This is a genomic window from Paracoccaceae bacterium, assembly GCA_033344815.1.
Classification (GTDB): domain Bacteria; phylum Pseudomonadota; class Alphaproteobacteria; order Rhodobacterales; family Rhodobacteraceae; genus Roseobacter.
In genome coordinates this window covers 2,096,261-2,114,037 of sequence record JAWPMR010000001.1, presented here as the reverse complement: position 1 = coordinate 2,114,037, position 17,777 = coordinate 2,096,261, and the positions used below count along the sequence as shown (strand labels likewise).

General features: G+C 56.1%; 17 protein-coding genes. 9 read left to right on the top strand and 8 right to left on the bottom strand.

Annotated features, from left to right (window positions below):
- Positions 1 to 5: 5 nt before the first annotated feature.
- The 3 genes from R8G34_09835 to R8G34_09825 are packed head-to-tail and all read right to left on the bottom strand — an operon-like array spanning position 6 to position 3,489.
- Entirely contained in the window at positions 6 to 875 is an 870-nt protein-coding gene (locus R8G34_09835) for an ABC transporter permease (GenBank protein ID MDW3223169.1), read from the bottom strand.
- A gap of 5 nt (positions 876 to 880) precedes the next feature.
- Positions 881 to 1,915: an ABC transporter permease gene (locus tag R8G34_09830; protein ID MDW3223168.1), complete on the bottom strand. Its 1,035-nt coding sequence runs from the start codon at positions 1,913 to 1,915 to the stop codon at positions 881 to 883.
- A gap of 2 nt (positions 1,916 to 1,917) precedes the next feature.
- Positions 1,918 to 3,489 carry an ABC transporter substrate-binding protein gene (locus R8G34_09825; GenBank protein ID MDW3223167.1) on the bottom strand — a complete coding sequence of 524 codons (1,572 nt, stop codon included), beginning with the start codon at positions 3,487 to 3,489 and terminating at the stop codon, positions 1,918 to 1,920.
- Between the two features lie 184 nt (positions 3,490 to 3,673).
- Here R8G34_09825 and R8G34_09820 point away from each other — a divergent pair, with 184 nt between their 5' ends.
- From R8G34_09820 to R8G34_09780, 9 genes are all read left to right on the top strand, one after another.
- On the top strand, positions 3,674 to 4,564 hold the full coding sequence (locus tag R8G34_09820; GenBank protein ID MDW3223166.1) for a LysR family transcriptional regulator: 891 nt from the start codon (positions 3,674 to 3,676) through the stop codon (positions 4,562 to 4,564).
- 180 nt (positions 4,565 to 4,744) lie between these two features.
- On the top strand, positions 4,745 to 5,860 hold the full coding sequence (locus R8G34_09815) for a BMP family ABC transporter substrate-binding protein (GenBank protein MDW3223165.1): 1,116 nt from the start codon (positions 4,745 to 4,747) through the stop codon (positions 5,858 to 5,860).
- A 19-nt stretch (positions 5,861 to 5,879) separates the two neighbouring features.
- On the top strand, positions 5,880 to 6,989 hold the full coding sequence (locus R8G34_09810; GenBank protein ID MDW3223164.1) for an ABC transporter permease: 1,110 nt from the start codon (positions 5,880 to 5,882) through the stop codon (positions 6,987 to 6,989).
- Positions 6,989 to 7,912 (top strand): ABC transporter permease, encoded by a 924-nt coding sequence (locus R8G34_09805; GenBank protein MDW3223163.1) that lies wholly within the window; start codon positions 6,989 to 6,991, stop codon positions 7,910 to 7,912. The genes R8G34_09810 and R8G34_09805 overlap by 1 nt, the downstream gene beginning before the upstream one ends.
- Positions 7,913 to 7,924: 12 nt before the next feature.
- Entirely contained in the window at positions 7,925 to 8,941 is a 1,017-nt protein-coding gene (locus tag R8G34_09800; GenBank protein ID MDW3223162.1) for a formamidase, read from the top strand.
- Positions 8,938 to 9,612 carry an isochorismatase family cysteine hydrolase gene (locus R8G34_09795; protein ID MDW3223161.1) on the top strand — a complete coding sequence of 225 codons (675 nt, stop codon included), beginning with the start codon at positions 8,938 to 8,940 and terminating at the stop codon, positions 9,610 to 9,612. Before R8G34_09800 ends, R8G34_09795 begins: the two co-directional genes overlap by 4 nt.
- On the top strand, positions 9,609 to 11,129 hold the full coding sequence (locus R8G34_09790) for an ABC transporter ATP-binding protein (GenBank protein ID MDW3223160.1): 1,521 nt from the start codon (positions 9,609 to 9,611) through the stop codon (positions 11,127 to 11,129). The genes R8G34_09795 and R8G34_09790 overlap by 4 nt, the downstream gene beginning before the upstream one ends.
- Positions 11,129 to 11,797, top strand: a complete 669-nt coding sequence (locus R8G34_09785) for an isochorismatase family cysteine hydrolase (protein ID MDW3223159.1) — start codon at positions 11,129 to 11,131, stop codon at positions 11,795 to 11,797. The genes R8G34_09790 and R8G34_09785 overlap by 1 nt, the downstream gene beginning before the upstream one ends.
- Entirely contained in the window at positions 11,790 to 12,122 is a 333-nt protein-coding gene (locus R8G34_09780; GenBank protein ID MDW3223158.1) for a cupin domain-containing protein, read from the top strand. Before R8G34_09785 ends, R8G34_09780 begins: the two co-directional genes overlap by 8 nt.
- A 17-nt stretch (positions 12,123 to 12,139) precedes the next feature.
- Here R8G34_09780 and xylB read toward each other — a convergent pair whose 3' ends face one another.
- The 5 genes from xylB to R8G34_09755 all read right to left on the bottom strand — a co-directional run bounded on the left by xylB (position 12,140) and on the right by R8G34_09755 (position 17,689).
- The gene (gene xylB / locus R8G34_09775) at positions 12,140 to 13,597 is read right to left on the bottom strand and encodes a xylulokinase (protein ID MDW3223157.1); all 1,458 of its coding nucleotides are present in this window, start codon (positions 13,595 to 13,597) and stop codon (positions 12,140 to 12,142) included.
- Entirely contained in the window at positions 13,594 to 14,562 is a 969-nt protein-coding gene (locus R8G34_09770) for a sugar-binding domain-containing protein (GenBank protein MDW3223156.1), read from the bottom strand. The genes xylB and R8G34_09770 overlap by 4 nt, the downstream gene beginning before the upstream one ends.
- Positions 14,563 to 14,574: 12 nt before the next feature.
- Positions 14,575 to 15,393 carry a carbohydrate ABC transporter permease gene (locus R8G34_09765; protein ID MDW3223155.1) on the bottom strand — a complete coding sequence of 273 codons (819 nt, stop codon included), beginning with the start codon at positions 15,391 to 15,393 and terminating at the stop codon, positions 14,575 to 14,577.
- A gap of 3 nt (positions 15,394 to 15,396) precedes the next feature.
- A complete protein-coding gene (locus R8G34_09760; GenBank protein ID MDW3223154.1) occupies positions 15,397 to 16,272 on the bottom strand; it encodes a sugar ABC transporter permease in 876 nt (291 codons plus the stop codon).
- A 67-nt stretch (positions 16,273 to 16,339) separates the two neighbouring features.
- Positions 16,340 to 17,689 (bottom strand): sugar ABC transporter substrate-binding protein, encoded by a 1,350-nt coding sequence (locus R8G34_09755; GenBank protein MDW3223153.1) that lies wholly within the window; start codon positions 17,687 to 17,689, stop codon positions 16,340 to 16,342.
- Positions 17,690 to 17,777 lie beyond the last annotated feature (88 nt).

Sequence of the window (17,777 nt, the reverse complement as noted above, 5' to 3'; positions counted from 1 at the left end):
TGCGGCTACGTCCTTTTGCGCGGGTCGACAATGTCGCGCAGCCCGTCGCCCAAAAGGTTAAATGTGAACACCGCAAACATAAGCCACAGCCCGGGAAATACGGCCAGCCACCATTCTCCGGAGACTATGAAGTTGGCGCCTTCGGCAACCATGATACCCCATTCGGCAGTGGGTGGGCTGACGCCCAGCCCGATAAACGACAGCCCTGCGGCATTGAGGATCGCCCAACCAAGATTGAGCGAGACCTGGACCATCATCGGCGGCAAAGCGTTTGGAAAAATTTGCGTCGCCAACACGCGCAGATCCGAATTTCCGGCCAGTTTGGCGGCGCGCACGAACCCCGCATCGCGCCGGATGTTGACCTCGGCGCGCACCAGACGGGCATAAAATGGCATATTGATGATCGCGGTGGCATAAATGATGTTCTCAATCGTATTGCCCAAAGCGGCCACGATACCCATGGCCAGGACGAAGAGCGGAAAGGCCATGATCGTATCGAGAAACCGGTTCAGAATGATGTCGGGCCAGCCGCCCCAATACCCTGCGACACATCCCAGAATGGAGCCGACGACAAAGGACAAAGCCACTGCTGCAACCGAAATCGACAAATCCAGCCGGGTTGCCACGATTACGCGGCTGAAGACATCGCGCCCAACTTGATCGGTGCCGAACCAATGCGCTGATGAGGGTGGCTGCAGGGCCGTTGCCGCGTTTGTTGCCAAAGGATCATAAGGCACCAGTGCCGGGCCAAAGATCGCCGACAGGATCAGAAATGCAAACATGCCGAATGCCACCAAAGTGACAGGATTGGCCCTCAAAACATATAGGATATGAGCAAAATTGCCTTCCGCAGTAGTAGACGGCTTTTGGAGCATATCTGTCATTTGGACGAAAACCCGATGCGAGGGTCAATCGCCGTATAAAGCAGATCAATCAATAAGTTAAGTGCCACAAATAGTAGAGCCATGGCCAACACAAACCCTTGAACAGCAGCATAATCAGAGACCACAAGTGCCTCGACCGCATAAGATCCGATACCGGGCCAGGCGAAAACCTTTTCCACCAGAACATTCGCGCCAAGGGCAAAGGAAAAGACCATTCCCAAGGTGGTCACAACCGGCAGCAGTGCGTTGCGAAATGCATAGCGGTAAAGAACCAAACTGCTGGACAATCCGGCGGCGCGGGCAGTCCGGATGAAATCAGAGGACAGCGCCGTGAGCATCGCAGCCCGCGTCATCCGTGCAATGGGCGCCAGCGTGAACAGGGCCAAGGTAGAGGCGGGCAGTATCAGCTGTTTCGCCGCGCCGCGCCAGGTTTCCCAATCGCCCATAAGGGCTGCGTCTATCAGGTAAAAGCCGGTCACATGATCCGGATCCAGATAGATAAAATCCAACCGACCCAAGGGTGACGGGGCTATGCCCAGAAGGTAATAAAATATATAAATCAAAAGGATCCCGGTAAAAAACGTTGGCAGCGATACCCCCGCAGTCACCAGAACCCGGCATACATGATCCACCCAAGTGCCGGGGCGTGTGGCGGCGAGTACGCCCAGCGGAACAGCAATGACAACGGCCAAAAGCAAGGCGGTCAGGGTCAATTCCAAAGAGGCGGGCAATCGGTTTGCCAGATCGGTCGCCACCGGTCTGCCGCTGGACAACGATTGACCCAAGTCGCCTTGTAGCAGGTTTCCGACGTAAATGACGAATTGCTGAGCCATCGATTTGTCCAGGCCCAATGTGATACGAACCTGTTCAATAGATGCTTCATCGGCGGCCACCCCGGCAAAGTACACCGCTGGATCACCCGGTAGGGCGCGTGTCAGCAAAAAGCTTATGACAACGACGCCGATCACCACGGGGATTGCTTGAGCCACGCGCAACAGGATCGCGCGCAGCCGGGGGTAGTCGGTGAGCACCTTTATACGGACTTCAGAACGCGCACATCCAACTGTCTATGGAACCAGAACTCATATCCTTCTGCTCCATTCGTCGCCACATTGAGGGCGGGCTGATAAAGCGGAATGCGCGGCAATTCATCCAGCGCGATCTCGAACATGCGTTTGATCTTTGGCGCGTATTCCGGATCGTCCATTGGCATGTGCAGCGTGGCGTTTACAAGTTCCTCGATCTCCTCGTTACGGTAGTTGGAGGAATTGAACAGATGCCCGTCCTGATAAGCCCAGAAGAAATAATAATCTGGCGTGTTCAGCCAGCCGCCGAAATTCTCAAGGTGCAACGGCAGGCGTTTTTCGACCAGAACAGCGGTGCGCCAGTTGGCCCCGGGGATCTTTTCAATCTCCACTGTGATTCCGATTTTTCCCAAGGCTTCTTGAACCAGAAGTGCTGTGGGTTCCATCCATGACGCCAGATCGAGGCTGATCGATAGCGGCACTTCAAACCCATTTGCGTATCCTGATTTGGCCATGTGCTCGCGAGCCTTGTCCAGATCGGTGTAATACTGTGTCTTGCGCGGCCAGGCGATGTCGTTGATCTCTTCCTCGCCACCCCACATGGGTAATCCGCGCTCAAACGCAGCCGCCTTGAAGATGTCCTCATAGGGGATTGCATAGGCAATGGCTTTGCGCACATCGGCATCCTGAAACGGTTCAAATGCAAAGTTCGGGCACAAACAGTGAATGCAGTTCTCGACCGGCGTGGAGAAAACATCCAGTGTTTCGGCAAGTTCCGCAGCATCTTTGTCCGGAATGTCGAATGCCACTTGCACATCGCCGCGTTCAATCAGCGCGCGTCGCGTTGCGGGGCTGGGCACTTCGCGAATGATCACCCGTTTAGTGGCTGGCAAAGGCCCACCGACCCAGTCGTCGTTGCGCTCGTAGACAAGCTGCTCTCCTGCCGTCCAGCGGGCCACTTTATACGCGCCCGATCCAGCTGGTGTCAGGTGCAGATAGTCCAAAGCCCAAGGATCTTCTTCGGTGGCGTTCGCCAAAGCTTCAACTGAATTGATGACATAGGGCACAGGCACGGCCAGATCCGGAATGGTCAGCTTGGATGCACGGTCCAGCTTTATGATAAAAGTCTCATCATCCTCTGCGATGAATTGCTCAGGGCGTTCCAGACCGCCCGCTTTCATCTGTACAGTCGGGAAGCCGCCAACCGAGACTGCACGATCAAACGACCATTTCACATCGGCCGCTGTCACCTTGCGCCCGTCCCAGAAGGTTGCATTGGATTTCAGTTTGAACGTCAGGGTCAGCCCATCTTCGGATTCTGTCCAGCTTTCGGCGAGCTCCGGCTGTACATCGGTGTAATCATAGGACAACCCACCGCCCGGCGCTTCTTTTGTGCCGAAAGTCAAAAGCCGATCATAACAGTTTATGCCTACCTGATAGGATGCCCGACTGGTGCCGGTTCGGTGCAAATCGAGGCTGTTGATGGTTGCCCCAGTTACCACGACAAGCGTGTCAGAGCCCTGCGCAGCAGCAGGCATTGCCCGCAGGAACGGCAGAATGGAGGCCCCTGCAGCACTCATTTTAAGGAAGTTTCTTCGGGAAGTGGTGTTCATCATGATTTTCTCGCTGTTGGATACGCCGCATTGGATTCGCGTTTGGATTTAGGTTGCGATGGAATAGTGTTCGATTCTAATGCTATAAAAGCACATAATCGCTGCAATTTTTGCAGCGATAGGCGAAAAGAGACATTTTATGAGATACTTAATGACGTTTGATTTGATTGAGGCCGTGGTGCGTGCGGGTTCTATTCGCAAGGCCGCGGAGGACACAAATCTGACCGCATCTGCTCTCAATCGCCGTATCCAGAATTTCGAGCAAGAATTCGGGTGGCCCATCTTTGAGCGTCTGCCGCGTGGCATGCGCCTTAATCCGGCGGGTGAAGTACTTATGCAGCATATTCGCTTGCAACGCACCGATCTGGCCCGCGTCCAGTCACAGGTTGCTGATTTGTCGGGCGAGCGGCGCGGGCACATCTCGATTGCCTGCTCGCAGGCTCTGCTGCCCTATTTTCTGCCTGAACAGATTGCGATTTACCGCGCAGCACATCCTGGGGTGACTTTTTCGGTGAATGTGCGGGATCGTGCGCAAGCAGAGCGAGATCTGGCGTCCTACAGCAGTGATCTGGCGCTGGTCTTTGAGCCGGTGCACCTCGTGGAATTCGATGTGCTTCATGCTCTGCCGCAAACGGTTCACGCCGTTTTCCGGCATGATGGGCCGCTTGCGCAAAAACCAATGCTGAGGTTGCGGGATTGCCTTACACACAGGCTGGTCTTGCCCACACGCGCCTATGGGGTGCGGCATTTGCTGGAGCTGGGGGCTACCCGGATCGGACGCACTCTGACCCCAACGGTGGAAACGGAATCCTTCGAACTCATACGTCATCATGTCACGCAAGAAGATGCCGTAGGATTTCAGATCCCAATTGGCTTGAATCCGCAGAAACAAGGTGCCATCGCGCATCGTCCACTGGCTGAGCGTGACGTGCCATCAGGTCAATTGTTGCTTGGTCAGATGAAAGGACGTGCTTTGCCCGTTGCCTCGGCCAAATTTGGCCAGCAGCTTGTTGCTGCGCTTGAAAAGCTGGCGATCAGGTAAGCAGGCAATCCAATATGCAAAGAGATCTCTCAGTCTTGCACTCTTAGACGATGCATTTTTTGCATCACAACGTTGCGATATTAGCAGAAGACAGCAACGCTTAAAACCAGACATTCTTTGGACAACGCAATAGCTGATCGAGCCCTACCGGCTCTGTTCTGGAGTTTAAGGAGCTTTTCTATGCCAATTTCATTTTTGCCTCGCCGGACCTTTCTTAAAGCAACCGCTGCGGCCGTAGGGACTGCAGCCCTGCCAAAACTCACATATGCCGCATCCCACGCACCACTGACCGTCGGTTTTATCTATGTCGGTCCGAAAGATGACTTTGGGTACAACCAAGCCCATGCCGAAGGTGCGGCCGCGGTAAAGGCCATGGAGGGCGTAACAGTGGTCGAAGAGGAAAACGTTGCCGAAACAATAGACGTCCAAAAATCAATGGAATCAATGATCAACTTCGATGAAGCGAAGCTGCTTTTTCCAACGTCGTTTGGGTATTTCAATCCGCATGTGCTTGAAACTGCGCCGAAATACCCAGATATACGCTTTCAACATGCCGCTGGCCTCTGGAGTGAAGGGATGCCCACGAACGTTGGATCTTATTTCGGATACATCGGCATGGGGCAGTATCTGAACGGGATCACGGCGGGTCATGCGACAAAGACAAAGAAGATCGGTTTTGTGGCGGCCAAACCGATCCCGCAGGTGCTGTTGAACATCAATTCCTTCCTGTTGGGCGCGCGGCAGGTTGATCCTGAAATCACCTGTCAGGTCATTTTCACCGGCGAATGGTCACTGGCAGTCAAAGAGGCTGAAGCCACGAATGCGTTGGCCGATGCGGGCTGTGATGTGATCACCTGTCATGTGGATGGGCCCAAGGTGGTGATGGAAACGGCCGCAGGACGCGATTGCTTTGTGTGCGGCTATCATGCCGATCAATCTCCGCTGGCACCGGAGAAATATCTCACCGGTGCGGAATGGAACTGGGCCGGGGTCTACACGAGCATGGTCAAAACCGTGCAGGAAGGCGGCTCAATTGACAATTTTGTACGCGGGGGATTGGCGGATGGCTTTATCAAGATGTCACCGCTTGGGCCTTCTGTGTCTGATGCATCGCGCGCGCAATTTGAGTCCACGAAAGCCGATATCATGGCAGGTGGTTTTGCTGCAATCCGTGGTCCTTTGCTGGACAACACGGGCAAGGTCATTGCAGCGGAAGGTGCAGCTTTTGCCGAAGATGATATCGCTTTGGAAAGCATGGATTACCTGGTCGAAGGTGTGATTGGCTCAACTTCCTGATCTGGCGTTTGGTGGGTCAATGGACCAGAATGCGATACGCGCCGCGCACACGGTGTCACAGACCCCTCTCGGGTTGGCGACCTGGGTGCGGCGTGCTGAGGCAATTGTCCTTCCGTTCGGTGCCCTGTTGGTCGGGTTTGCGGTCTTCAGCATTTTCCTGCTGTTTCAGGGCAAGGCCCCGTCTGAGTTCTTTTCGCTGGTGTATCGCGGTGGTTTTGGCACCGCGTTTTCTTGGCAAAACACCCTCTCACGCGCAGCGCCACTGTTGCTAGCGGCACTATGTGTCGCATTGCCCGCGCGCCTAGGGCTGGTGGTGATTGGCGGTGAAGGCGCGATCGTTCTGGGAGGGGTAGCGGCAGGTGCGACCGGGGTTGCGCTTAGTGGCATGCCAGCGGGATTGGCGATGCCGATAATAATGTTCATTGCAATGATGGTCGGTGCAATTTGGATTGGCGCGGTCGGAGCTCTACGCCACTTTCGTGGCGTAAACGAAACGATTTCAAGCCTCCTGATGGCCTATATCGCAATCGCTCTGATGAACCATCTTGTCGAAGGCCCGTTGCGCGATCCTGCAAGCCTGAACAAACCCTCCACCGCCCCGCTGCAGGAAGCGCTGCGGGTTGGTAATATCTCCGGGTGGGATGTGCATTGGGGGCTGGTTTTTGGTGTGATCTGTTGTGTGCTCGCGTGGGTTTTGATGGAAAAAACCACTTGGGGTTTTGCCGCACGCATTGCCGGTGGAAATATCCGTGCAGCTCAGGTCCAGGGCCTGCCCGTCGGATGGCTGGTGGTAGGGTTCACGGCGCTCGGCGGAGCAATCGCAGGGCTGGCCGGTTTCTTTGAGGTTGCCGCCGTGCATGGATCTGCAAACGCAAGTTTGGCCGGCGGCTATGGCTATACGGGCATTCTGATTGCTTTCCTGGCGCGACACAATCCGCTGGCGATCATTCCTGTCGCCATCCTGCTGGCTGGTTTTGAGGCGTCTTCGGGTCTTGTTCAACGCCGGATGGACTTGCCGGATGCCACAATACTTGTGTTGCAAGGCTTTGTGTTCATGTCGATTTTGATTTCCGAAACTCTCTATGGACGTTTCAAAATCTTTGCGCCGGAACGTTGGAGGGCGGCTTGATGGACGGTGATCTGGGTCTTTGGGTGATCCCGCTGGCGATCATCGGCGGGGCGATCCGTGTTTCAACTCCTTTCCTGTTTGTCAGCCTCGGCGAGGTGCTGACGGAGCGCTCAGGACGTATCAATCTGGGACTTGAAGGTACGCTCGTGTTTGGGGCCATGTCCGGTTATGCGCTAGCCTATCTTACCGGATCGCCGTGGATTGGTGTCGCGGCGGCGGCATTATGCGGTGCGATCTTTGGCCTGCTGCATGGGGTGATCTGTTCGTTGCCAAAGGTGAACGATATCGCTGTCGGCATTGCAATGATGATCCTCGGCATGGGGTTGGCTTTTTATTTCGGCAAACCTTTTGTGCAACCCGTGGCCCCGGATTTGCCTGCCATCAGTTTTGGCTGGTGGTCGGATGTGACGCAAATCAGAGCTGCACTGCAGGTCAATGTCCTGTTTCTGATCGGTGCTGTGCTGGCTTTTGTGATCTGGTGGATGCTGCGTGCAACAAAAATCGGGCTGGTCCTGCGTGTGGTGGGAGACAGCACGGATGCCGCCCGCGCGATGGGGTTGCGACCGAACCTGATCCGTGCGCTGGCCACGGCTGTCGGCGGGGCTTTTGCCGGAGTTGGAGGCGCGTATCTGTCGCTCTATTACCCAGGGAGCTGGAATGAGGGGATTTCCTCCGGGCAGGGCCTGATGGCAGTTGCCTTGGTCATCTTTGCCCGCTGGAACCCGATTGCCTGCTTTGGCGCAGCGCTGCTCTTTGGCGGTGCCGGTGCGCTTGGCCCAACGCTGCAGTCGGTAGGTATTTCCGAGGGCTACTACTTGTTTTTCGCAGCACCCTACGTGCTCACGCTGGGTGTTTTGATCGCAACCTCCTCGCCAACCCGCGCCATGACCGGCGCGCCGGGTGAGTTGAGCATAACCAAATAAGGAGACGCAGACATGAATGGACTTGGAGGCTTGAACAAATCGCCAAACGGCGTGGTAATTGGATTGGTTCAGTTAAAGCTGCCTGTGGTGCAAACCCCGGACGATTTGGCTGCCCAAACCGCCCGGATCGTGGAGATGACAGCCAAGGCCCGGCGCAACATGGGCACCATGGATCTGGTGGTCTTCCCCGAATATGCGCTGCACGGGCTGTCGATGGACATCAACCCGGCGATCATGTGCACCATGGACGGCCCCGAGGTTGCGGCCTTCAAGCAGGCCTGTATCGATAATGACATCTGGGGCTGTTTTTCGATCATGGAGGCGAACCCCGGTGGCATGCCCTGGAACACCGGTCTGATCATCGACAACACGGGTGATGTGAAACTCTACTACCGCAAAATGCATCCTTGGGTGCCGGTTGAACCCTGGGAGCCGGGAGATGGCGGTATTCCGGTCATTGACGGGCCCAACGGGTGTAAATTGTCGTTGATCATTTGTCATGACGGGATGTTCCCAGAAATGGCACGCGAGGCCGCCTACAAAGGCGCAGAAATCATGTTGCGCACAGCCGGGTATACTGCTCCTATTCGCGACAGTTGGAAATTCACCAACCAATCCAACGCCTTCTGCAATCTGATGGTGACGGCCAATGTGTGCATGTGCGGCTCTGATGGGACCTTTGACAGCATGGGCGAAGGGATGTTTTGCAACTTTGATGGTAGCATCATTGCCCATGGCACATCGGGTCGCGCGGACGAGATCATCACCGCCGAGGTCCGCCCCGATCTGGTGCGCGAGGCGCGGATCAACTGGGGAGTAGAGAACAACATCTACCAATTCGGGCATCGCGGCTATGTGGCTGTTAAAGGTGGCGCGCAGGATTGTCCTTACACGTACATGACGGATCTGGCGGCAGGGCAGTACCAATTGCCCTGGGAGGACGCGGTCAAGACCACCGATGGAACCGATTTTGGCTTTCCCGAACCCACGCGGATCTATGGCACGCCCAAAGCGGAGGCCGCAGAATGACGATCAAATCCGAGCCCTATGCATGGCCTTACAACGGTGACTTGCGCCCTGAAAATACCGTTCTGATGATCATCGACATGCAGACGGATTTTTGTGGAACCGGTGGGTACGTGGACAAAATGGGGTATGACTTGTCGATGACGCAAGCTCCGATTGCGCCGATCAAACGCCTGTTGGGCGTAATGCGCGGCAAAGGATACCATATCATTCACACGCGAGAAGGGCATCGCGCTGATCTGGCTGATCTGCCCGCAAACAAGCGTTGGCGCAGTCAACAGATTGGAGCAGGTATCGGGGATCCGGGACCCTGTGGCAAAATCCTTGTGCGCGGTGAGGCGGGGTGGGGTATTATCCCGGATCTCGCGCCGAAACCGGGCGAACCGATCATTGATAAACCGGGCAAGGGCAGTTTTTACGCCACCGATCTTGAAATGATCCTGCGCACGCGGGGGATCGAAAACATCATTCTCACCGGTATCACCACGGATGTGTGTGTATCGACCACAATGCGCGAAGCCAATGACCGTGGGTTTGAATGTCTGGTCCTGTCGGATTGCTGTGGCGCAACCGACCAGGGCAATCATGACGCCGCACTCAAGATGGTCACCATGCAGGGTGGCGTTTTTGGGGCGGTCAGTGACAGCGAAACCGTGTTGAACCAATTGCCATGACACTCACCACGCGAGGGGCCATCGGCGTCGAAACGATCGGCATGACGATGCAATTCGGCGGGTTTACAGCCTTGGATGACTGTTCGATCAAGATCAAACCGGGTAGTTTCCATGCCCTGCTGGGCGAGAACGGCGCGGGTAAATCCACGCTGGTGAAATGCATGATGGGGTTTTATCACGCGACCTCTGGCGAGATGCTTGTGGATCAGCGTGAAGCCCGGATCAGTGATCCAAAGGCGGCTCATGCGGTCGGGCTTGGTATGGTCTATCAGCACTTTACGCTGGTGCCGTCGTTGAGCGCGGCGGAAAACCTGGTGATCAGCCGCGAAGATGCCCCGCGCATCATTGACTGGCGCGCCGAACATGCAGCCCTTGCAGCGTTCATGAAAACGATGCCGTTTCAGGTGCCGCTGGATCAACCTGTGCGCGCCCTGGCAGCGGGGGAAAAGCAAAAGCTGGAGATTCTCAAACAGCTTTATCTGGGGCGGAAGTTTTTGATCCTGGACGAACCGACCTCTGTTTTGACCCCGGATGAGGCAGATGAGGTGCTCGGCCACATGCGGGCGCTCTGCGCACAGGGGCGGATTTCGGTGCTTATGATTACCCATAAATTTCGGGAAGTTACGGCTTTTGCGGATGAAGTATCCGTCCTGCGGCGCGGCAAGTTGGTGGGCGGCGGCAAAGTCACGGATCTCAGCCATGCAGACATGGCCAGTCTGATGATGGGGCAGGCCAATCTGGCGGTACCCGCGCCCAGAACAGGTACAACCGGCGCGCCGGTTCTGGAATTGAGCGGGATCAAAGCGCGCGACAGATCGGGTTTGAAACAGATCGAAATCGACGATCTGAAAGTGTGCGCGGGACAGATTGTTGGCATTGCGGGCATATCGGGCAATGGTCAGATGGAATTGATGGAAATCCTGACCGGACAGCGCGCGCGTCAGGCAGGCACGATCCATGTCAAAGGGGCGCCTTATGGCGCAGGGCGCGATGAAACCCGGCGATTGAACGTGCGGTTTCTGCCTGAGGAACCGCTGCGCAACGCCTGTGCTCCGCGTATGTCTGTTGCAGAAAATATTGGGTTTCGCAGTTTTGACGTGCAAGGGGCGGGAAAACGTTTCTGGCTGTCCAAACGTGACATGAACCGGCGTGCCGCCGCACTGGTCGCGGGGTTCAAGGTCAAGACGACCTCACTTGACAGTCCGATCAATGCGCTCTCTGGGGGGAATGTTCAGCGCGCCGTGCTGGCGCGTGAATTGTCCGGGGATGTGGACCTTCTGATCATTTCCAACCCCTGCTTTGGACTCGATTTTTCTGCTGTGAGCGAAGTTCGGGCGCGGATCATGGAGGCCCGCAATGCCGGCGCAGCCGTATTGCTGATGTCTGAAGATCTCGACGAGCTCATGGAGCTTACTGACCGCGTTTTGGTCATGTCTGAAGGGCGCATTACCTATGATGTGGATACTGGAAAAGCTGATGTTGCAGAGATCGGTAGTCACATGGGGGGGCACGCATGATGCAGCAGATCCCAGGGGCTCAGCCTTTCACCTTTGTTTTTGATCCTGCCAGCACGGCGCTGATCGTGATCGATATGCAACGCGACTTCATTGAACCCGGGGGGTTTGGTGAAAGTCTTGGAAATGATGTGTCATTGTTGCAGGCCATTGTGCCCACGACTGCGGCACTGATTGAGCTGTGTCGTGCCCGCGACGTACCAGTGATTCATACTCGCGAATGTCACAGACCCGATTTGTCGGACCTGTCGCGCGCAAAACGAGATCGGGGGGACCCAAGCTTGCGCATCGGCGACCCCGGTCCCATGGGGCGCATATTGATTGCAGGCGAAGAGGGCGCGGATATCATTCCCCAAGTGTATCCGGCTAACGGGGAAATGGTGATCGACAAACCTGGCAAGGGTGCTTTTTACGCGACACCCCTCGCGCAACACCTGACGACATTGGGGATAAAAACGCTAATATTTGGAGGGGTGACGACGGAAGTCTGCGTGCAGACAACGATGCGGGAAGCCAATGATCGTGGTTTTGACAGTTTGCTCGTGGAGGACGCGACAGAAAGCTATTTTCCCGCTTTTAAAGCGGCAACGCTGCAGATGATCCGCGCGCAAGGGGCGATCGTGGGCTGGACTGCGTGCTTTGCCGAATTGGAGGCCGCGTGGCATGGTTGAACCGATTTTTATTGCAGATCTGATGGATGGATATAACGAACTGCCCTTTGAGCCGTTTCGTGAGGGAGTCGAGATTTACCACATCCAAAAAGGCGCGCCTGCTGTGGCCCTTTTGCGTTATGAACCCGGCGCAAGAGTACCAAACCATTTACATACAGGCTTGGAAACAATCCTCGTTCTGGAGGGGGCGCAATCGGATGAACGTGGGACTTATACAAAAGGTTGCTGCGTGCTGAATCCGGAAGGGACGTCGCATTCTGTGTGGTCTGAACCGGGCTGCGTGGTTTTGATCCAATGGGAACGGCCGGTCAAAATACTGGAATGATCCCGCCGCCCCCGCGTTCATTGAAATGGCAGGGCGCGATAGTGTTGATGCCGCGCCATCAAGACGTCAGACCATTCTCTTTGAGGGGCTGCATGGGATAGAATAGTCGGCGACCGCCCAAGGATTTCCATGACGTCTGATGGGTTCAATGATGCCTTCGCCAGCTTAGCTGCACCAAGACATGCGGCAATATCGCCGTTTTCTGGCACCTCAAGTGTCGTGTTGCAGAGCGTGGCAATTAGCTGGGTCCACGGGTGCGATTTCGTGCCGCCGCCTATGGCCTTGATATCTGTGATCGGAACGCCGCTGTCGCTTTGCGCTTGAAAACAATCGAAAAACTGAAAAGCGACGCCTTCGATCACGGCATAGGTCAGGTCGTATTTGTCGCTGACGGCCGTGATGCCCGCGAAGGCTGCACCCGCCTCAGGGCGATTGTCAGGCGTACGCACACCGGTCAGACTGGGGCGCGCAATAGGAAAACCTGCGGGCCCTTTTTCGCTCAGGCGCGCCGCCACGCCGTTCATCAAATCGGATACCAGGCTTTGCGACAGATTCGCGATCCAATCGAGTGATTGTGTGGCGCTCATCACCACGCCCATTGACAGGAATGTATCCGGGACGGCGTGAGGTGTGGTCAAAACCGCGCGATCTGGGGCTGGGCGAAAGCGCTCGTCCACGGCGGATAAAACGCCTGATGTCCCAATGCTGAGTGCGGCCTGACCCGCGCGGCTTGCGCCCACGCCCAAAGCGCCAGCGTAATTGTCGCCGCATCCCGTGGCAACAACCACATTCTGCGGGATCGTCCATCGTTGACGCAACGGTTCCCGCAGCACGCCCGCCGCCGCATGGGACGGCAAGAGGTCGGGCAATTTGTCACGCGACCATCCCGCAGCGTTCAGCAGTTCATCATCCCACGTGCGCGTGGCGCAATCCATCAACATGGTGCCCGAGGCATCGCTTACCTCGGTCGCGCGGTCACCTGTTAGGCACAACCTTACGTAGTCTTTTGGCAGCATCAAGACATCCGCGCGCGCCAGCGCTGTTGGATCATGCCCCGCCAGCCAGAGTATTTTGGGTGCGCCAAACCCTGGATCGGGCTGCCCATTGGCGCGCCAGCCGATGTCGGGGACACGGTCGCTGAGCAGCTTGCATTCGGCAATCGAACGCTGATCATTCCACAAAATGCACGGCGTGGTCGGGCGATCGGATGCATCCAGAAAGACCGGACCCAGCATCTGACCCGACAAAGAAATCGCGCGAAGGCGTGCCAGCAGTTTGGGTTGCTCTGCATGCAACTGATCGAACAAGGCTTGGGTTATCTGCCACCAAAGATCGGGGTCCTGCTGTGACCAGCCGGGATGGGGTCGATCAACAGCGCAATGGCGCGACACCTGGGCCACACACTGGCCGGCGTCATCAACCAGGGCGATCTTGATACCTGATGTCCCCAGATCAATGCCTGCATAAATACTCATGTGGTGTTCTCAAGCAGGGCGTTTGCGGTTGCCTGATCCGTAACCAACGTGGCAACAGCCCCGCGCGCCAGAAACGCCGCAATTATCGGAACTTTGTGCAGCCCGCCAGCCGCGAGGATCACATTGTTGATCGCCTGCAGGTCATCCAGCGCCAGTCCCAAAACGCGCTCGTTGATGGGGTGATCGACCAACGACCCGTCCGCTTTGAGGAAGTATCCCATGATGTCGCCCACGGCCCCCCGCGCAACCAGGTCCGTCAAGTCAACATCCGCAGGCAGCCCATCCTTGATCAGCAAAGAACTGGCCATCTCGCCTGCCGCCAACGCGATGCCATCAGCTGCGCGGATCTTTTCGATGGTGGTCTGAAACACCTCCTGTGCGGTCAGAATATCGCGGCTCTCGCGCGATCCAGCATAAATCGGCGCAGTAAAATAGCTGTGCTGGGCATTGCAAAGATCCGCCAGACGTGTTGTAATTTCGTAGCTGTTGAGGTCTGAACCTTTGGCCAGCCCGCCCATGACGGAAATTATCTCCAGCTCGGGCCGGTTCAGCGGTTCCATGAAACGGGTCGCCATGTTCAAGGTGTTGCCCCATGACATCCCGAAAAGCGACACGTCAGACTTTTGTAGATACCCGGCAAGGTATTGGCCGAGCGCAGAGCCCAGCAGCGTGTGCAAGTCATACTTCACGCTGGCAATCGGCGCGACCGACGCGGATTGCAGATCAAAGCGCGCGCATAGTTGTGCTTCTAACGCGGCGCAGGGCGCAAATGCGGAATTGATGGATATGCGAACAATACCGCGCTCGCGCGCTTCGCTCAGCGCTTTATTTACTTTGAGGCGCGTGATCCCGAATTTGTCGGCCGCCGCCGCTTGCGTCATGCCTTCTATCTCGCAGGCCCAGGCCAGACGGACCAAGAGCTGTTCGTCCGCGTCGATCCATCCGGTTTTTGACGTGCGCGCCATGCTGATCCTAGCCTATTTCACCGCGCCCATTGTCAGGCCACGCACCAGTTGCTTGGAGGCCAGAAGCGCGAAGATCAAGACCGGGATCACAATCAGCGTGGAAGTGGCCATGATCTTACCGTAGGGAAGGTTGTAACCTTCCATGAATGACACAGCCATTGCAGGTGCGGTCTTGGCCTGAGTGCGTGTCAATACGAGGCCGAACATCAACTCGTTCCACGAGAAAATGAAACTGAAGATGCCCGACACGGCCACCCCCGGCATGGCCAGTGGCAGGCATATCTTGCGCAGGATCATCCATTGTGACGCGCCTTCAAGCCGCGCGGCCTCGTCCAGATCATAGGGAATGCCGCGAAACTGATCGGTGCAAATCCAGATCACAATGGGCAGGTTGAAGGTAAGATAGATCAGGATCAGGGTGATATGCTGATCGAGCATACCAAGGTGACGCACGATCAAAAAGAAGGGCAGGGCGAGGACAATCGGGCTGACCATCCGGTTGGTGATGAACCAGAACCAAAGCTCTTTCTTGGCGCGAAATTCGAACCGGGCAAGGGCGAAGGCTGCAGGCACCCCGAGCACGATCGCCAGAGCCGTGGTGGAGACCGCAATGATCAGAGAATTGATCAATGTGCCTAGCACACCGTCTTCGAACAATGCTTCGCGATAGTTGGCGAGGGTGGGTTCAAAAGCCCAGACCGGCGGGCTTTCCAGTGCCACGATTTGGGTTTTGAGCGACGTTGTCACCATCCAGTAAAACGGGAACACACAGACGGCGAGGATGACCAGCAACAACAAACCTTGGATCCAGAGGGAACGTTGGGTCGTCATGGCTCAGACCTCCTTGTAAAACGCGCGGATGTACAGGCGGCTCAGAACGATGGTGATCATCAGCAAGATGATCGCCTGAGCCGAGGCCAGCCCCTGATCAAAGGCGCGAAAGCCCACGCGCTGGATCATCAGTGAGATGAATTCTGTCGACGCCCCCGGTCCGCCCCGCGTCAGCGTGAAGACCATGTCAAAGAGTTTCAGCGTGTCGGCGGTGCGCAGGATCAGCACGGCCACCAGACCCGGTATCAGGTACGGCAGTTGCACATACCGCAGCACCACAGTCCATCTTTTCGTCTCGAGGCGGGCCGCCTCTTCGATCTCCCCGGGCACCATTGTCAGCCCCGCCAGCATGATCAGCGCCACAAAGGGCGTCCATTGCCACACATCCCAAAACACGATCATGACAAAGGCATTGGTCGGATCACCGATCCAATTGATGTTGTCGCCGCCGAACGGGGTCAGCAGTTGGTTCACCACGCCGAATTTCTGATTGAACATCACCTGTCCCAACAGGCCAACAACCGCATAAGTCGTGGCCATTGGCAGCACCAGACCGAGCCGCGCAAGGGTTTTCAGGATCGTTAGGCCGGGTTTGTGCAGCACGAGTGCGATCCCGAGACCCAAGGCCAGTTGCAAGGGTAACGCAATTCCCAGCAACGTGAACGTGCGTCCCATCGCCTCCCAGAACGAAGGGTCTGTCAGCACCCGGATGTAATTGTCTATTCCGATGAATTCGACTTGCCGCAGTTTGGTCAGGTTATAGAAGTGCAGGCTTGTCCATGCCGCATAAAGCAATGGCACAATCCCGATAGCAGCCAATGCAATGACCGACGGGCCGATGAAGCCAAAGAGGGTTTTTCGTGAGACGGGACCGGGCATCATGGTGTCTTTCTGTGAGCGGACGGGGGCACACCTGCGCCCCCGCCCATTTGGTCAGACCTGCGTATTACTGCGCAAGAGGCTTGCTGCCATCATAATAACCGGCCTGTTCCAGGACGGCCTCCATGCGGCTGCCAAGCTCGGTGACACCTTCTTCGATGGTGACTTCCTCCAGCATGATCTTGGTGCCCCATTCCTGAACAATCTCGGTGATCTCAGGCCATTCCGCAAAGCGTGGACGGAATTCCGGCACACCGTCCTGCCAGGATTCAACCAAAGCCGGGATGAACTTATAGGTTTCTGCCAATGCCGGGTCTGCATAAGCGGATTGACGCGCGGGTACACCACCGCGCTCCAGATATTCGACCGCATTAGCCTTTGATGTGGCCCATTGGATGAACAGATAGCCCGCCGCCTGTTCCGCTTCATCGGCCTGTGAAGCGACAGCCATGGAGAAACCGCCAAGGGCTGGTTTGCGCCCTGCCGGACCCATGGGCTCAGGCGCGATTTCAACGCAATCAGCGACCTTTGAGGTGTCCGCGCTGACGACGCTGGAATAGAAGGCCGACCATTCGGTGATCATCGCTACATCACCCTGACTGAACGCGTTTACGGTTTCCGCGTGATCATAGGCAACGATACCATCAGGCATGTATTGCATCAGATCCTGGCGAAATTGCAGACCGGCAATGCTTTCATCTGACGCGAGGTTGGAGCGGAATTCATCGTTCAGGAAGGATCCGCCAAAGGGCCAGAGCATGCGCGCAAAGCTATCCGCGGATTGCGTTTCATTTCGCTTGGACTGCAACGCATAAGCGTATTTGCCATCCTTGGTCAGGGCCGGTCCATATTCGTTCTTCAGTGCGTCCCAGGTTTCGGGTGGACCATCAAAGCCGGCCTCTTCCAGCATGCAGCGATTGTAAAACAGCAGCCCCGAATAGTTATCGACCGGCAGGCCGTAAATTTCACCGTTCCATCCCCCAAAGGCATTCAGAACCAGCGGGAAGAAGTCATCAATATCCAGCTCAGGATCGGCCAGTTCTGGATTGGATGTAAACTTGGACAGCGGCTCGATCCATTCGTTTTCGGCAAAATTGCCGATCCAGACCAGGTCGATCAATGCCACATCCAAATCACCACCGGCGACAAAATCGCGGACCTGCTCACCCAATGCGTTTTCGTAAGGGTGCTTGATGATGTTAACCTTAATTCCGGTTTTTTCCTCAAATTCAGGCAGCATGGCTTCGATGGCCTCATAGCCAGGACGCAACAGAAAAACCACATCGACAGTTGTCCCAGCATAGGGTTCGGCGGCCTTTTCGAGGCTCCAGCCATGGCCATCGGCACCTGCGGTCTGTGCGCCAAAAGCCAATGCAGTGGCTAAAGCAGTAGTCCCGAGAAATTTCCTGATAATCATTTTTCCCTCCCTTGGAAACGGTTGACAATCTTTTGTATCGTCGCACATACAGATGTAACACTTGACGACGATGTCAACACGAATTTTT

Excerpts from the sequence above, each read along its gene's own strand:
- R8G34_09835 (MDW3223169.1), bottom strand. The coding sequence starts at position 875 with ATGCTCCAAAAGCCGTCTACTACTGCGGAAGGCAATTTTGCTCATATC.
- R8G34_09825 (MDW3223167.1), bottom strand. The coding sequence starts at position 3,489 with ATGAGTGCTGCAGGGGCCTCCATTCTGCCGTTCCTGCGGGCAATGCCT.
- R8G34_09820 (MDW3223166.1), top strand. The coding sequence starts at position 3,674 with ATGACGTTTGATTTGATTGAGGCCGTGGTGCGTGCGGGTTCTATTCGC.
- R8G34_09815 (MDW3223165.1), top strand. The coding sequence starts at position 4,745 with ATGCCAATTTCATTTTTGCCTCGCCGGACCTTTCTTAAAGCAACCGCT.
- R8G34_09810 (MDW3223164.1), top strand. The coding sequence starts at position 5,880 with ATGGACCAGAATGCGATACGCGCCGCGCACACGGTGTCACAGACCCCT.
- R8G34_09805 (MDW3223163.1), top strand. The coding sequence starts at position 6,989 with ATGGACGGTGATCTGGGTCTTTGGGTGATCCCGCTGGCGATCATCGGC.
- R8G34_09800 (MDW3223162.1), top strand. The coding sequence starts at position 7,925 with ATGAATGGACTTGGAGGCTTGAACAAATCGCCAAACGGCGTGGTAATT.
- R8G34_09795 (MDW3223161.1), top strand. The coding sequence starts at position 8,938 with ATGACGATCAAATCCGAGCCCTATGCATGGCCTTACAACGGTGACTTG.
- R8G34_09790 (MDW3223160.1), top strand. The coding sequence starts at position 9,609 with ATGACACTCACCACGCGAGGGGCCATCGGCGTCGAAACGATCGGCATG.
- R8G34_09785 (MDW3223159.1), top strand. The coding sequence starts at position 11,129 with ATGCAGCAGATCCCAGGGGCTCAGCCTTTCACCTTTGTTTTTGATCCT.
- R8G34_09780 (MDW3223158.1), top strand. The coding sequence starts at position 11,790 with ATGGTTGAACCGATTTTTATTGCAGATCTGATGGATGGATATAACGAA.
- xylB (MDW3223157.1), bottom strand. The coding sequence starts at position 13,597 with ATGAGTATTTATGCAGGCATTGATCTGGGGACATCAGGTATCAAGATC.
- R8G34_09770 (MDW3223156.1), bottom strand. The coding sequence starts at position 14,562 with ATGGCGCGCACGTCAAAAACCGGATGGATCGACGCGGACGAACAGCTC.
- R8G34_09765 (MDW3223155.1), bottom strand. The coding sequence starts at position 15,393 with ATGACGACCCAACGTTCCCTCTGGATCCAAGGTTTGTTGTTGCTGGTC.
- R8G34_09760 (MDW3223154.1), bottom strand. The coding sequence starts at position 16,272 with ATGCCCGGTCCCGTCTCACGAAAAACCCTCTTTGGCTTCATCGGCCCG.
- R8G34_09755 (MDW3223153.1), bottom strand. The coding sequence starts at position 17,689 with ATGATTATCAGGAAATTTCTCGGGACTACTGCTTTAGCCACTGCATTG.